The 14,435-nt window shown below is 30.7% G+C and carries 14 protein-coding genes; 6 read left to right on the top strand and 8 right to left on the bottom strand.

The window, feature by feature from the left end:
* Positions 1 to 225 precede the first annotated feature (225 nt).
* Positions 226 to 717 carry a hypothetical protein gene (locus tag B4A23_RS04080; RefSeq protein WP_291117155.1) on the top strand — a complete coding sequence of 164 codons (492 nt, stop codon included), beginning with the start codon at positions 226 to 228 and terminating at the stop codon, positions 715 to 717.
* A gap of 49 nt (positions 718 to 766) precedes the next feature.
* On the opposite strand, the gene B4A23_RS04075 is transcribed toward B4A23_RS04080, so the two are convergent.
* Genes B4A23_RS04075 through B4A23_RS04060 form a run of 4 tightly spaced genes read right to left on the bottom strand, consistent with a single transcriptional unit; the run spans position 767 to position 3,404 of the window.
* Positions 767 to 2,086 carry a serine hydrolase domain-containing protein gene (locus B4A23_RS04075; RefSeq protein WP_291117153.1) on the bottom strand — a complete coding sequence of 440 codons (1,320 nt, stop codon included), beginning with the start codon at positions 2,084 to 2,086 and terminating at the stop codon, positions 767 to 769.
* On the bottom strand, positions 2,083 to 2,679 hold the full coding sequence (locus tag B4A23_RS04070; protein WP_291117150.1) for a hypothetical protein: 597 nt from the start codon (positions 2,677 to 2,679) through the stop codon (positions 2,083 to 2,085). Before B4A23_RS04070 ends, B4A23_RS04075 begins: the two co-directional genes overlap by 4 nt.
* Complete coding sequence (locus tag B4A23_RS04065; RefSeq protein WP_286500612.1) at positions 2,660 to 3,139, bottom strand: PH domain-containing protein; 480 nt, start codon at positions 3,137 to 3,139, stop codon at positions 2,660 to 2,662. Before B4A23_RS04065 ends, B4A23_RS04070 begins: the two co-directional genes overlap by 20 nt.
* Entirely contained in the window at positions 3,132 to 3,404 is a 273-nt protein-coding gene (locus tag B4A23_RS04060; protein WP_286500611.1) for a DUF2089 family protein, read from the bottom strand. The genes B4A23_RS04065 and B4A23_RS04060 overlap by 8 nt, the downstream gene beginning before the upstream one ends.
* Before the next feature lie 125 nt (positions 3,405 to 3,529).
* On the opposite strand from B4A23_RS04060, the gene B4A23_RS04055 reads away from it, so the two are divergent.
* On the top strand, positions 3,530 to 4,072 hold the full coding sequence (locus B4A23_RS04055; protein WP_291117145.1) for a lipocalin family protein: 543 nt from the start codon (positions 3,530 to 3,532) through the stop codon (positions 4,070 to 4,072).
* A gap of 59 nt (positions 4,073 to 4,131) precedes the next feature.
* On the opposite strand, the gene B4A23_RS04050 is transcribed toward B4A23_RS04055, so the two are convergent.
* Together B4A23_RS04050 and B4A23_RS04045 are read right to left on the bottom strand one after the other, a co-directional pair.
* A complete protein-coding gene (locus B4A23_RS04050; protein ID WP_286485166.1) occupies positions 4,132 to 5,502 on the bottom strand; it encodes a peptidylprolyl isomerase in 1,371 nt (456 codons plus the stop codon).
* 135 nt (positions 5,503 to 5,637) lie between these two features.
* Positions 5,638 to 6,504, bottom strand: coding sequence for a hydroxymethylglutaryl-CoA lyase (locus tag B4A23_RS04045; protein ID WP_286485165.1), 867 nt, complete (start codon positions 6,502 to 6,504; stop codon positions 5,638 to 5,640).
* 64 nt (positions 6,505 to 6,568) lie between these two features.
* On the opposite strand from B4A23_RS04045, the gene pepT reads away from it, so the two are divergent.
* Both pepT and B4A23_RS04035 read left to right on the top strand, forming a co-directional pair.
* Positions 6,569 to 7,810 (top strand): peptidase T, encoded by a 1,242-nt coding sequence (gene pepT, locus B4A23_RS04040; RefSeq protein ID WP_291117140.1) that lies wholly within the window; start codon positions 6,569 to 6,571, stop codon positions 7,808 to 7,810.
* An 88-nt stretch (positions 7,811 to 7,898) separates the two neighbouring features.
* Positions 7,899 to 8,567: a head GIN domain-containing protein gene (locus tag B4A23_RS04035; protein ID WP_038331627.1), complete on the top strand. Its 669-nt coding sequence runs from the start codon at positions 7,899 to 7,901 to the stop codon at positions 8,565 to 8,567.
* A 32-nt stretch (positions 8,568 to 8,599) separates the two neighbouring features.
* Here the strand turns inward: B4A23_RS04035 and B4A23_RS04030 are convergent, their stop codons facing one another.
* Both B4A23_RS04030 and B4A23_RS04025 read right to left on the bottom strand, forming a co-directional pair.
* Positions 8,600 to 9,691 carry a DUF3810 family protein gene (locus B4A23_RS04030; protein WP_291117137.1) on the bottom strand — a complete coding sequence of 364 codons (1,092 nt, stop codon included), beginning with the start codon at positions 9,689 to 9,691 and terminating at the stop codon, positions 8,600 to 8,602.
* Positions 9,672 to 10,646 (bottom strand): bile acid:sodium symporter family protein, encoded by a 975-nt coding sequence (locus tag B4A23_RS04025; RefSeq protein ID WP_291117134.1) that lies wholly within the window; start codon positions 10,644 to 10,646, stop codon positions 9,672 to 9,674. Before B4A23_RS04025 ends, B4A23_RS04030 begins: the two co-directional genes overlap by 20 nt.
* A gap of 156 nt (positions 10,647 to 10,802) precedes the next feature.
* Here B4A23_RS04025 and B4A23_RS04020 point away from each other — a divergent pair, with 156 nt between their 5' ends.
* Both B4A23_RS04020 and uvrA read left to right on the top strand, forming a co-directional pair.
* Complete coding sequence (locus tag B4A23_RS04020) at positions 10,803 to 11,141, top strand: hypothetical protein (protein WP_180906674.1); 339 nt, start codon at positions 10,803 to 10,805, stop codon at positions 11,139 to 11,141.
* A gap of 151 nt (positions 11,142 to 11,292) precedes the next feature.
* Entirely contained in the window at positions 11,293 to 14,094 is a 2,802-nt protein-coding gene (uvrA, locus tag B4A23_RS04015; protein ID WP_291117131.1) for an excinuclease ABC subunit UvrA, read from the top strand.
* Positions 14,095 to 14,435: the final 341 nt, after the last annotated feature.

Raw genomic sequence — 14,435 nt, 5'->3', positions numbered from 1 at the left:
ATATTCATAATGATTTATAAATGTAAAACAAACAAAGAGCAAAATTTCTTCTGCTCTTTGTTAAATAACCTAACCAGCCCTATACTATGAAAAACCTGTTTAATCTTTAAACTCTTTTGTTACGAATCACAAATAAGAATTGTAAATTTAGGAATACAATTTATTTTTTAAATTGATGTAGATCAAGAAATAACAATCAAAGAGATAATTTTTAATAAACTAATTATGTATAAACTAATAAAATGTTTCGTTTTAACTTTTGCAATTCTAATGTTGAACTCTTGCGAGAAAAAAGAGCTCAAAACTAATCTTAAAACTCCTTCAAATAAAGAAATTGTAGTTGATAAACTTTCGGTTTCCGAATCAGATTATGGAGTAGGTTGTGTGACTGAATATTATAAAAAAGGAAGTAAAATGAAAGACGAAATCTATTTACAAACAAGCTCTAAAGACGAGTTAACTTGGGTTAATTATATTTCGATTAATGGAAAAAGAGAAGTTTTTTTTTCTAGAAATGATGATACCAAATCTACTGAAAATGACAATGGATATACGTTGCGTTTAGAAAATGATGATTATATAATCGAAATTCATGCAAAAATTGGAGAACAAAATATTGAATCTGATTCAGCTTTAGCTAATGGAACAATGACAATCACTCGAAAATCGGATAAAGAAACTACAACTATAAACTTTGAAGGAGGAACTGCATGTTAATTTTTAAATAAAAATACAATGCTAATTAGCTTTGTATTTTATGGTTATACTATTTTTTATTAAAATTAAATGTTTTACCATTTTGAATTAATTTCATTTCTAAACCATTTTCATTAAAATTAATTTTAATTTTTGCAGGAGCAAATTCAAATTCGGTTGTGGAAATTGCTGTTAGTGGAAATGCAGATTGTCCTGTACCTTGTGCCATGAAAGTTCCGTCTTCTACGAAAAATTTAATTGCAATAGGAAGTTCATTAGAAGAATATTCGTGCGAATATTTTTCTAAAATTTCTGAAGAAACATCTATTGAAATAACCTTTTTAGGAAACACTATTTTCTTGTTGAGAGTAGCATTGTATAAATTAGTTTTAAGTAATTCTTTCGAAATTTCATTTGCATTTTGAGTAATTGAATAACAAAAAATTGTGTTATCAAAGCAAAAAGTATACGAACTAAAACCGTCAATAGAGCCGTTGTGCCCAATTCCTTTTGTATCATTTATCTTATCATAAAATAATCCAAAACCAAATTCATCATTAATAGTTGTCATTTGTTTGACAGATTTTTCAGAAACTATTTTTGCATTTAAAAGCGAATAAATAAATGTATTCAAATCTGTTGGAGTAGAAACCATGATGCCTGCGCCAAGTGGAATTGTCATTGATGATTCTGGTAGTAAATGATACGTATTATTGAAATAATTATAAGACTTTGCTTCGTTTTGATTTATTAATATTTTTCCTCCAACTTTTGTGTTCTTCAATTTTAAAGGCTTGATAATGATATTTTCGACCAAATCTTGATATGATTTTTTTGAAACATCTTCTAAAATGAAACCTAACAAAATATAATTTGTATTCGAATATTCTTCTTTTGTATTGGGTTCGAAATCAGATTTTAATGAATAGATTTTTTCTAATAATTCTTCTTTAGTAAAATCTTTTAAATACCAATCAAGAAATTCTTTGTTGCTTGTAATATTATTAATTCCAGATTGATGTTGTAGCAAATTCTGAATCGAAATTTTATCTGCATTTTTTACTTTCGGATAAAATTTTGAAAGTTTTGTATCAAGTGTTAATTTGCCATTTTCGATCATTTTCATAATCAAAGTTGCTGTGAAAGTCTTTGTGATGGAACCAATTCTAAATTTTGTGTCTTTATTATTGACGAGATTACTCTCATAGTCACGATTTCCGTAAGAATTAGAATAAATTTCTTTTCCATTCTCAAAAATAGAAACACTTCCTGCACCAATTTTTTGTTCATGTAAAGAGAGAAATAAACTATCCAAAGCTAGTTTATTAATTTGTTGCGCAAATGCACTCGTAGTAACTGTACAAGCCAATGCTAATAAAACTTTTTTCATATTTTTTGTGGTATTAATAATGATAATATTGAGGTTGAAATAATGATGAATAATAAGACAGCAATGAAAGCAAGAACTTGTTTGATGCTTTTCATGTTTGTAACCGTTTTGAAACCGATGTATAAATAATAGAACATCACACACAAGAAAAATATTGCGATAAAAGCTACAATTACAATGACAATCATTGTAGAAGCTTCGTGCAAAACTTCGAGATTATTTGCTGTAATTCCTTTCAAAACCTTGTCCATACTTTTGTTTACAATTGGAATAAAATCGGTGATGAATACAATGTAATAAGCGATTCTTGAGATTAGAACGACGTTTACAATGTCTATAATTCGTGTTCTGTTATTGATGATTTTTCCTAAAATGTAAAATAGGAGGATTGCAATTGCTAAATTTCTTGTGTTTTGATACAACAAATCGAGATAAGAATAAGAAATTCCATTTTTCTTGATGCTTAAAAAATCAGGGAAAAAAGATTCCGTTATTTTAGCGATATAAGTGAAAAAGAAATGGGAAAATAGCCCAATAATGAACAAGATTTTTTCATCGAAATATGCAAATGGATTAAGGAGTTTCTTTATCATTTTTTAGGGTATTTATGGTGTTAACAAATTCATCAGGCTGGTCGCAGCTCACCAAATATTTTACATTTTCTAATTCAATAGCAATAAGTTTTGTACGATTTTTTATATTACATCTGTAATTGTCCATAGATCTTCCTATCAATCCCATAAATCCTCTGCATCCAACGATTATCAAATTATTTTGAGATTTTCTTGTAATAATTTTTACTTCATTTATCGGAATAGTTATCGTTTTTATTTTTGAAATAAGATAAATATTATTCAAATCAACTTTAATTTTATTTAAAGAGATTAAATAATAATACGCAAACAATGGATAAATAATGATTGTATAAATTACCGCAACATATACTTCTGTTTCTTTAAACAATATTCCTCCAATTAAGATTAATAATATGATTAAAATTGTGGTTGTAACCTTGAAAAAAGGCGACATCGATACTGAAAATTCTTTATTCATCAGACATTATTTTTATTTTATTAATCAAATCATCTACTTTATTTCTCATCGTTGGATAGCTGACTTCAAATTCTTTTGCCATGTCTTTTAAACTTCCTGAATTGACAAAGAATTGCATAATAAATGCTTGTTCTTCATTTGTAAGTTTCAGAAATAAAGGAAGTTCATAGTTTCCTACAACTTGTGTTTCGCAATGGTTGCAAATTAATTTTTCGACAGCTAATTCTTCGGTACAACTGGGGCATATAACAGGAAGTTTTTTCATTAGATTAAATAATATTAAAATTAGTTTTAATAAAATTAAATAAAACTTTAATTAATTCAAAATGTGAAATCATATTTTTTCAACTTTAATATTATTGATACATTTGCAACCTAAGTTTTAGTAAAATGAATTTTAAGAAATTAGCCCTTGCAGCATTGGCGTTAGGGACAACAGCATATATCGTTAATCACAATAAGAAAAATGTAAAATACAAACCTGTTCAAAATTTTGATTTAGGTGGATTTTTAGGACGTTGGTACGAAATTGCGCGTTTGGAAAATAAAGCGCAAAAAGGACAAACAAATGTGACACATCGTTTTAATTTGAATGAAGAAAATGGACAATTGGAAGTGATTGTGCGTGGATATAATGCGAAGAAAAAAGGGTGGGAGAAAATTGAAGGAATTGCAACACAAGACATCGAAAATGTTGGGTTGTTTTCAACAACTTTTTTACCAATTTTTGCAAAGAAATTATATGTAATCGATTTTGATAAAGATTACAACAATGCATTAGTTGCAAGTGAAGATTATAAAAAGTTATGGATTTTATCGCGTAAGAAAGAGATTTCGGATAAGGTAAAAGACAGATTTTCTGATTCGGCAAAGAAAGTAGGGTTTGATCCAAGTAAATTAATTTGGCCTTCTCAAGTTCCGATTGCGAAATAAGATTATTTATTTTTAAGACATAAAAAAACCTCGAGAATTTCTCGAGGTTTTTTGTTTTATTATTTTTGGTTTTTCTTTTCCCAATCGATCGGGAAATTACAACTTTGGTATTCTTTTCCAATTTTAATGTAAGCATCACCAACTTGACGTTTTACCCAATCCATCAACAATGTACGTTCTTTATCTTGAACTGCAAATTTTTGAATTCTATAATAATCATCTTGGTAATTGATTTTATGCTCTGGATAAAATTTATTGATTTTTAAGATTCTTAAAGCTTTTCTGTTATCAAAATCATCTTCGAAAACTTGAGAAATATCTCCTTCATTTAATGTTGCAATCGCTGTAAACATTGGTAGAGGTAAAGCCATTTTCTCGAAACGATCGTCACCAGAATTTTGGTTCATGATATTTCCTGAGTTGAATTTCGTGTATTTATCATCAGAAAATCTTAATGCAGCATCTTTAAATGTCATTTTTCCGTCGTTAATTAAAACTCGAATCGAATCTAATTTATTATAAGCCTTTTTTATTTCTTCTTCCGTTGGTTTCAACGTAATCAAGATATGACGCAAATCTAATTCTTGTCCACGACGTTTTTCTAACTTAATAATATGATACCCAAAATCAGTTTTGAATGGATCAGAAATTTCACCTTCTTGTAAGTTAAATGCAACCGCATCAAACTCTTTTACCATTTTACCACGAGAAACTTTTTTGTATTCACCACCATTACTTGCAGAACCTGGATCTTCTGAATATAAAATTGCTTTCGTTGCAAAAGAGGCACCTTCTTCAATTTCTTTTTTGATTTCTTTTAATTGATCAATAATCTTTTGTTGATTTTCTTGCGAAACTTCAGGATAAGTTACAATATGGCTAATCGAAACTTCGTCTTTCACATCTGGTAATTCACCTTGGTGTTTTTCGAAAAACAAACGAACTTCTTCTGGCGTAGCATCAGCACCTTTTACAACCATTTCTCTTTTGTTACGCGCATAAATATTATCTTCAACGATATATTTAGTCTCGTTTTTCATTTCCGCCATTGTACGGAATCCAAAATAGTCTAAAATTTGTTTTTCTCCTCCAGCTTGAGCAATCCAACCTTCAATTTGGTTGTTTAATTGACGAGTTACCTCATCTTGTGTCACTTTGATTAAAGTATCTTGTTTTGCACGATCAACCAACATTTTATCTAACATGATATCGTTTAAGAAATCACATTTGTCTTCGACTTTCATCCCTTGTTGTTTCGACATTAAATAGTCACGATCTACATCAGACTCTAAAACAATCTGATCTCCGACAACAGCAGCTATACCATCTACTTTAGCAAGACGTTTTGGTGTTGGTTTTGCTGTTTGTGCAAAAGTATTTACCGTAAATAATGCTGCAATTAGCAACATCATACTCGATTTAAATTTCATATACTTTAATTTCATTTTAATATTCTAAGCTCGATAAAAAACTTACCGATGAGCAAATTTAACTTTTTTTGTTAAAGTCCAACATATTTTAATTTCCTTTAACAAAAGAATTGATTTTTTAGTTTATTGTTAAGATTAAACTAAGCCAAATGTACGCAAAGAAACATTCCAAGCAGATTCGAAATCAAAAAGATTCAAACCATGTTTTTCTTTATGCTCATTTGCGAAACTAATTAACTTCTCGGTTGGCATATTTCCGACCATATCACTTTTTGACATTGGGCATCCGCCCAAACCTTTTATAGCACCATCAAAACGACGACAACCATTATCATAAGCGGCTTGTACTTTAGAATGCCATTCGGTATAAACGGTATGAAAATGTGCGCCAAATTCAATTTCTGGATAATGAGGAATCAAATTTTGGAACAAATCAACAATTGTTTTTTCATCTGCAACACCAATTGTATCTGATAAATTGATCGAAGAAATTCCGATATCAGCCATTTTTTTTGACCATTCTTTTACGATTTCTTCATTCCAAGTTTCTCCATAAGGATTTCCAAACGCCATCGATAAATAAATTAACATATGTTTACCATTATCATTTGCAATTTGGTTGATTTCTTTCACCATTTCGAACGCTTCTTCACGACTTTTATTCGTGTTGAATTGTTGAAAATTCTCTGAAATAGAAAAAGGAAATCCAATAATATCCACTTTTTCGTGCTCAGCAGCTTTCATTGCGCCACTTTTATTGGCAACAACAACAGATAATTTCGATTTTGAATTGGTTTTATCAATATTATCTAAAACTTCTTTCGTATCCGCCATCTGTGGAATCGCTTTTGGCGAAACAAAACTTCCACAATCTATCGCTTCAAAACCAACAGTCAATAAACGATTTAAGTAATCGATTTTCTTGTCAGTTGGTATAAAATCTTTGCGTCCTTGCATCGCATCGCGTGGACATTCAATAATTTTAAAAGTTAGCTCACTCATTTTTTTGGTTTATTTGCGCCTTAAAGGTAGATAATTTAGTAATTTTGACAAAAATTAAAACGCAATGCAAACAGAATGGAGAGAAAAGTTGGTAACACGCTTTTTGAAATATGTTAAAACTTACACTGAAAGTGAGGCTTTTTTAGATAAATTTCCAAGTACAGATCGTCAATGGGATTTAGCAAATTATTTGGTTGAGGAGTTAAAACAAATCGGTTTAGAAGACGTTTCTATTGATGAAAATGGTTATGTTTTCGGATATGTTCCTTCTACAGTTGATCACGAAGTGCCTACAATTGGGTTTGTTTCTCATATGGATACATCGCCAGATTTTTCTGGAGAAAATGTACAACCTCAAATTTGGGAAAATTATGATGGTGAAGATATCAAATTGAACGAATCAATGATTTTATCACCAAACGAATTTCCTGAATTATCTCAATATAAAGGTCAAACTATCATTACAACTGATGGTACAACATTATTAGGTGCTGATGATAAAGCTGGTGTTGCAGAAATTGTAACAGCTGCTGAGTATTTGATTGCTCATCCAGAAATTAAACACGGACGTATCGCTATTGGATTTACACCTGACGAAGAAGTTGGTCGTGGTGCAGATTTCTTTAATGTAGAGAAATTTGGTGCAGAATGGGGTTACACAATGGATGGTTCTGAAATTGGAGAATTAGAGTACGAAAACTTTAATGCTGCATCTGGAATTGTTACAATCAAAGGTAAATCTGTTCACCCAGGTTATGCAAAAGATAAGATGATTAATGCATCTAATATTGCAATGGAGTTTGCTGCACAATTACCAAATGACGAAGTTCCTGAATTAACTGATGGTCGTGAAGGATTCTTCCATTTAGCTAAAATTACAGGAAATGTATCTGAAGCAAAAATGGTGTACATTATCCGTGATCACGATATGGAGCAATATGAAGCGCGTAAAGCTCTATTTTTACAAATTGCTGCTGATATTCAAGAGCGTTTTGATCATGAGGTAATTACAGCAGAAGTTTCTGATCAATATTTTAATATGATTGAGAAAGTAAAAGAGAAATTTCAATCAGTTGAAATCGCAGAACAAGCTTTGAAAGATTGTGGAGTTACGCCAAATATCAAACCAATTCGTGGTGGTACAGATGGTGCTCGTTTATCTTTTATGGGATTACCTTGCCCTAATATCTTTGCTGGAGGTCACAATTTCCACGGACCTTACGAATATGTTCCAGTAGAATCTATGGAAAAAGCAACAGAAATTATTGTACGTATTGCTGAATTAACAGCTGAAGGAGCGAAATAATTCTTACAATATATCTTAAAAATAACTTAAGTTTTCTTTTTTGGTTTAAATTTTGTGTAATTTCAAATCAAATTAGAAAACTTTTTTTATGAAAAATATCGTATTATCAGCAGCAGCTATATTTTGTTCAACTTTTGCATTTGCGCAAGAAGAGATAAATGTTGGAGATTTTAATATCTTAAAAGTTTATGATAAAATCCCGGTTGAATTAATTTCTTCAAATGAAAACTTAGTAAAAATAGATGGAGTTAATGCGAGTGATGTTCAAGTTGAGAATAACAAAGGTGAACTGAAATTGAAAATGACAGGAACCAAATTGATGCAAGGAGGAGAAGCAACGGTTAAGGTTTATTACAAATCTTTATACGAAATTCAAGCAAGTCAAGGTTCTCGTATTTATTCTGATGATGTTGTAAAATCACAAGCATTGTATTTGACATCTAACGAAGGTTCATCTATCAAATTACCAATCGAAACCTCAAAATTAGAAGTCAAAATAAATTCTGGTGCAGAAGTAATTTTAACTGGTGATACAGAATTTCAGACTGTAATTGCAAATTCTGGAGGAAAATATTATTCGAAAACATTAAATTCTGATACAGCAAGTTTAACAACAAATGCAGGTGGAGTAATAGAAGCGAGAGCAGAGAAATCTGTAGATGCAAAAACTAGAGCAGGTGGAGTGATTGATATTTATGGTAATCCAACGCAACGTAATCAGAAAAAATTAGCTGGCGGAAAGATTAATTTTAAATAATTAGAACTTTAACAATAATAGAAAAGCAACGATTAATTCGTTGCTTTTTTTGTTTGATATAACAAGTAAATCAATTCGACATATTTGCTATAACTTATCGTTCCTTCTTGGTTATTTGCCTTCAAAAACTGATTATTTAATTCAGAAAAAGTATCGCTTGTAGCACCTTCATATTTCAAATAATGTTTTAATTCGGCTTTTCTGTCTTGCTTTATTTTAGAATGCATATTATCCAATTCCATTTTCACAAAATACGGATCAGATTTGTAAATAGCGCCTAAAAGTGTGTAAATACTTTTGTAATAAACCGAATAATTAATTTCAGGATTTTTAGATTTTGTACCTAAATAATAAGCCAAAAAATTAGCTTCACTTTCTGATGCAAATCCCATTTGATGCCCATATTCGTGAAAAAGTGTAGCAGGTTGTTTTAAATTTGTATTGTATCGATTCAAATTTGCTTCTACCGTAAAAGGATTATAGTATCCCAAAATTCCCATATAATTTTGCATTTCCGAAATCCAAGATAATTTGTAATGTGTATCATTTAATAATCGATAATTTTTCAACCATTTTACATTTTTTACTTGAGATTGCAAAGCAAAAAACTCTTGGTTATACTCTTCTAAATCTGATTTGAATTTTATCGTGGTTGTCGAATCATTGTGTTCGATTAAATTTCTTGCTGATATTGCTTTATCAAGTTCGTAGCAATAGATTTCTTTCAGAATTTTAGGTTGAATAACGATTTTTTCTTTGTCAATTGTTAACGTTTCTTTTTTGTACATCACGCCCCAAGCAAACGTGTAAATAAAGTAAATACAATTTACAAAAATCATAATATAATAAATTGAATGCAAAACTTTTTCTTTTGATTTAAAAAAACTTCGAATCAATTTAAAAATCAGTACAAAACCGATTATTCCAATAATTAAATAAAATAATTCTCCAACAGGAAAATGAACTGAATTCGTGATTTTTGCAATAAATCTTGAAATTGGAAATGTAAGATGATTCACGATAAAATCATCAACGCTTTCTATTGAAAATAGTATCGAAAATAAAATAATTTGAAATAGAAAAATAAGGATACTTCTATAAGTTTTATTCAACTTCTTTAGCATATTGATTGGCGATATAACTGATATAAATTAACTGAAAAGTGTGGTAAAGCATAATCGGAATCAAATAAATACCGATATCTCCCGTGAAAATAACTGCTGCAATTACCGAGCCATGAACCAATGATTTTTTAGTCGAACAAAATTGAATTGTGATATCATCTTCCCGATTAAAATTCATTTTCTTAGCAATCCATTTTGAAAGATTAAAAAAGAAAAAGAACAACGCAACTACAATTATGAAAACAGCCAACAACGGAAGAACGCCTAATTTTGTAAATAATCCATCCAAAAAAGTATGACTAAAACTGTTGTAAACAATAAGTACAATGGTTAGTTTATCTAAATTCCCGAATTGCTTTTTATATTTATTATAAAAGAATCCTAAATAAGGTTGTAAAAGTGCACCGACAAAAACAGGTAAAATAATTTTAAGAACCAAATCTAAAAAAGTGGCTAATAAATCAAATTCACCATTACTTTTTGATAAAAACAAACTCATCCAAAGTGGTGTAACAACAATACCTATTAATCCAGAAATACTTGCATTAAAAATAGCACTTGGTATGTTTCCTTTTGCAATCGAAACCATTACAACTGACGAAGAAACGGTACTTGGTAACGCGGCTAAATAAAATATTGCGACATAAAGTGTAAAATAAATTGGGAAACTTTTTACTAACGGATAAAAACACAAGACTAATAATGGGAAAAAGATAAATGTAATAGATTGAATCAAGACATGCATTTTCCAATTTGCTAAATCCTTGAAAACTTCTTTCCAATTAAGTTTTAACCCATAAAAAAAGAATACTAGAATAACGCCAATATCAATTACTGTGTTCAGATTAAAATCTTTGTAAGACCACAAACTAATATCGGGGAAAAAATAGGCAACAACAATGGCAACGAATAAAAACAGAATAAAAGGGTCGGGTAATTTGTTTAAAATTTTCAAAATCAATAAAATTTAAACAAAAATAATAAATAAGATTATAAACATTTATTAAATATTTATGACTTTACTTAAACACAGTAACTGTATAACGTTAACTATTTGTAAATTCAATAACTTTTTTTTTATATTTGTACTTACATACCTTAAAACTAACTTATGAATACATGCCTACAGTGCAACCAAACACTATTTGGTCGAAAAGACAAAAAGTTCTGCAATGATTTTTGTCGTAATTCTTATAATAATAATCTTAATCGAGATAAAGTTGAAATTGTTCGTAATATTAATAACAGATTAAGAAAGAATAATCGTATATTGAAAACTTTATTAGATGAAGGAATTCGTTCGGTAAATAAAACCGAATTGAGTTTGAGAAACTTTGATTTTAAGTACATTACAAATGTAGATGAATCAAAAAACGGCACGATTTTTTATGTGTACGATGTTGGATACCAAGAGTTAAACGAAGAAAATTATTTATTATTTCAGGAATAAATTTTTATTTTTTTATTGAAAAAAGCGCGTCAACATGTTGATGCGCTTTTATATTTTAACTAAATCTGTTCTTTTTTATACGTTATATTTTATGACTAATTTCTGTGGTAATTAAGTTTAACTTTCTAAAATAACTTAACTTTGCGCCACGATGAAAAAAGATATCAATCAACTTGATCCGAAAGAATTTATTCTGATTAAAGGTGCAAAATTGCACAACTTAAAAAACATTGATTTAGCGATTCCAAAAAATAAATTGGTCGTGATTACTGGGATGTCTGGTTCTGGGAAATCTACTTTGGCTTTTGACACGTTGTATGCGGAAGGTCAGCGTCGTTATGTCGAAAGTTTGTCGTCTTATGCACGTCAGTTTTTAGGAAAATTGGATAAACCACAAGTTGATTATATCAAAGGAATAGCTCCAGCAATAGCGATTCAGCAAAAAGTAAATTCAACAAATCCACGTTCTACAGTTGGGACAACAACAGAAGTTTATGATTATCTAAAGTTGTTGTACGCACGAATTGGAAAAACATATTCGCCGATTACAGGAGAATTAGTTCAAAAAGATTCGGTAACGGATGCGATTGATTATCTAAAAACTTTTGCGGCTGAAACTAAATTTATTCTTCAAATAAAATTGGTTGTGCCAGAGGAACGTTCGTTTGCAGAGCATTTGAATATTCTTCAACAACAGGGGTTTACACGTTTGAGTGTCGATGGAAATCAAGTGAAAATTGAAGATTTAATTTCATTTAATTTTGAACCTCAACCCGAAAATGATGTTCATCTTGTCATTGATCGTATCGCTTTGCCAACAGAGGATGAAGAATCTTTTTATCATCGTTTGGCAGATTCTATCGAGACAGCTTTTTTTGAAGGAAAAGGAGAAATAGCGATTGTAAATGCAGAAGATAATTCGGTAAAATATTTTTCTAATAAATTCGAATCAGATGGTCTGATTTTCAATGAACCAACGATTCATTTCTTTAGTTTCAATAATCCTTATGGAGCTTGTCCAACTTGCGAAGGTTATGGGAAAGTAATTGGAGTTGAGGAAAATCTTGTCGTTCCAAATAAATCGTTGTCAATCTACGAAGATGCAGTGGTAGCTTGGAAAGGTGAGAAAATGGGTGAGTGGAAAAATCATTTTATCAAACTTTCTCAGAAAGTAGATTTTCCAATTCATAAACCATATTTTGAATTATCAGAAGAACAAAAAGATTATTTGTGGCACGGAGATAATGATTGGGAAGGATTGGATGGTTTCTTCAAAATGGTTGAGGAGAATACATACAAAATTCAATATCGTGTTATGTTGTCTCGTTATCGTGGTAAAACAACTTGTCCGACTTGTAAAGGAAAGCGTTTGCGTAAAGAAACAAATTACGTGAAAATAGCGGATAAATCGATCAATGATTTGGTTGATTTACCTTTGAATGAGTTGAATGATTTCTTCACAAGTATTACATTTAACGAATATGATCAGCAAATAGCGGGTCGAATTATATACGAAATTAAGTCGCGTTTAACGTTTTTGTTAGATGTTGGTTTAGAATATTTAACGCTAAATCGTGCTTCGAATACTTTGTCTGGTGGAGAATCACAACGTATCAATTTAGCAACTTCTTTGGGAAGTAGTTTGGTTGGTTCGATGTATGTGTTAGATGAGCCTTCGATTGGCTTACATTCGCGTGATACAGCCAAATTCATTACGATTTTACATCGTTTACGCGATTTAGGCAATACAGTGATTGTGGTAGAACATGATGAAGATATTATGAAAGCTGCCGATTATATCATCGATATTGGTCCTGAAGCGGGAACAAATGGAGGTGAAGTAGTTTTTGAAGGAACCTATGATGAATTATTAAAAGGTGATACATTAACATCTAAATATTTGAACGGAAAATTAGAGATTGAAGTTCCTAAAAAACGTTTAAAATCTCCTAATTATCTAAAAATTATTGGAGCAAGAGAAAATAATCTAAAAAATATTGATGTTAAATTTCCTCTGAACGAATTAACTGTGATTACAGGAGTTTCGGGTTCAGGAAAATCGACGTTGATGAAAGATATTTTAGCACCAGCCGTTCAGCGTCATTTCGAGATTTTTGGAAATAAAATCGGTGATTTTGATGAGTTAGTTGGTGATTTGAAACAATTAGAAGGTGTTGAGTTAATCGATCAAAATCCAATCGGAAAATCTTCGCGTTCTAATCCTGTGACTTACGTAAAAGCTTACGACGATATTCGAAATTTATTTGCTAATCAAAAAGCGAGTAAAGTAATGGGATTTCAACCAAAACATTTTTCGTTTAACGTAGATGGCGGACGTTGTGATACATGTAAAGGAGAAGGAACGATTACCATCGAAATGCAGTTTATGGCTGATGTTGAGCTGGTTTGTGAAGATTGTCATGGAGAACGTTTCAAGAAAGAAATCTTAGAAGTTAAGTTCGAAGGAAAATCTATTTCAGATATTTTAAATCTAACAATTGATGAAGCAATTGACTTTTTTGCAACTCATCAACAAAATAAAATTGTCGAAAAACTAAAACCGTTGCAAGACGTTGGTTTGGGTTATGTAAAACTTGGGCAATCGTCGAATACACTTTCTGGTGGAGAGGCGCAGCGTGTGAAGTTAGCTTTCTTTTTGACGAAAGGAGAAACGACTAACAAAACCTTGTTTATTTTCGATGAACCTTCTACTGGTCTGCATTTCCATGATATTCAGAAATTGATTAAAGCATTACGTGCTTTGATTGATTTAGGACATTCGGTTTTTGTAATTGAGCATAACATGGATATTATCAAAGTAGCGGATTGGGTGATAGATCTTGGTCCAGAAGGAGGGAAGAAAGGCGGTTATTTGGTTGCCGAAGGTACGCCAGAAGAGATTATCAAAGTAAAAGAATCCTACACTGCTAAATTCTTGAAAGAGAAATTGTAATGAAATAATTTACAATATATTTTGTTTAAAACTCATCGAATTCTATGATTATTAGATGGATTTTGATGTCTTAGACATCGTCATCTTACTAACTTTGTAAGTTAGCTTCGTAGTTTACTAAGTGTACGATGTAAAAAACTAAGCTGGCTTGGTCTGTTAGTAAGCTGGCTTGGTTCGGGACTAAGCCAATGGGGTTAGTTAACGTATATTTTGGGGTTAAAGACGTGAACGAAGAAATTCGGAACGTGAAAGTTTGGGTTGTGTAACCCAATTGTATTGGTTATGAACCAGGCTGTCTTGGTTCAAGACGCCGTCAGCTTACTGAATTTGTAAGCTAGCTT

Origin of the sequence: Empedobacter sp. UBA7248 (assembly GCF_002472945.1) — a bacterium.
Classification (GTDB): Bacteria; Bacteroidota; Bacteroidia; order Flavobacteriales; family Weeksellaceae; genus Empedobacter; species Empedobacter falsenii_C.
This window is presented reverse-complemented; position numbering and strand designations above follow the sequence as displayed.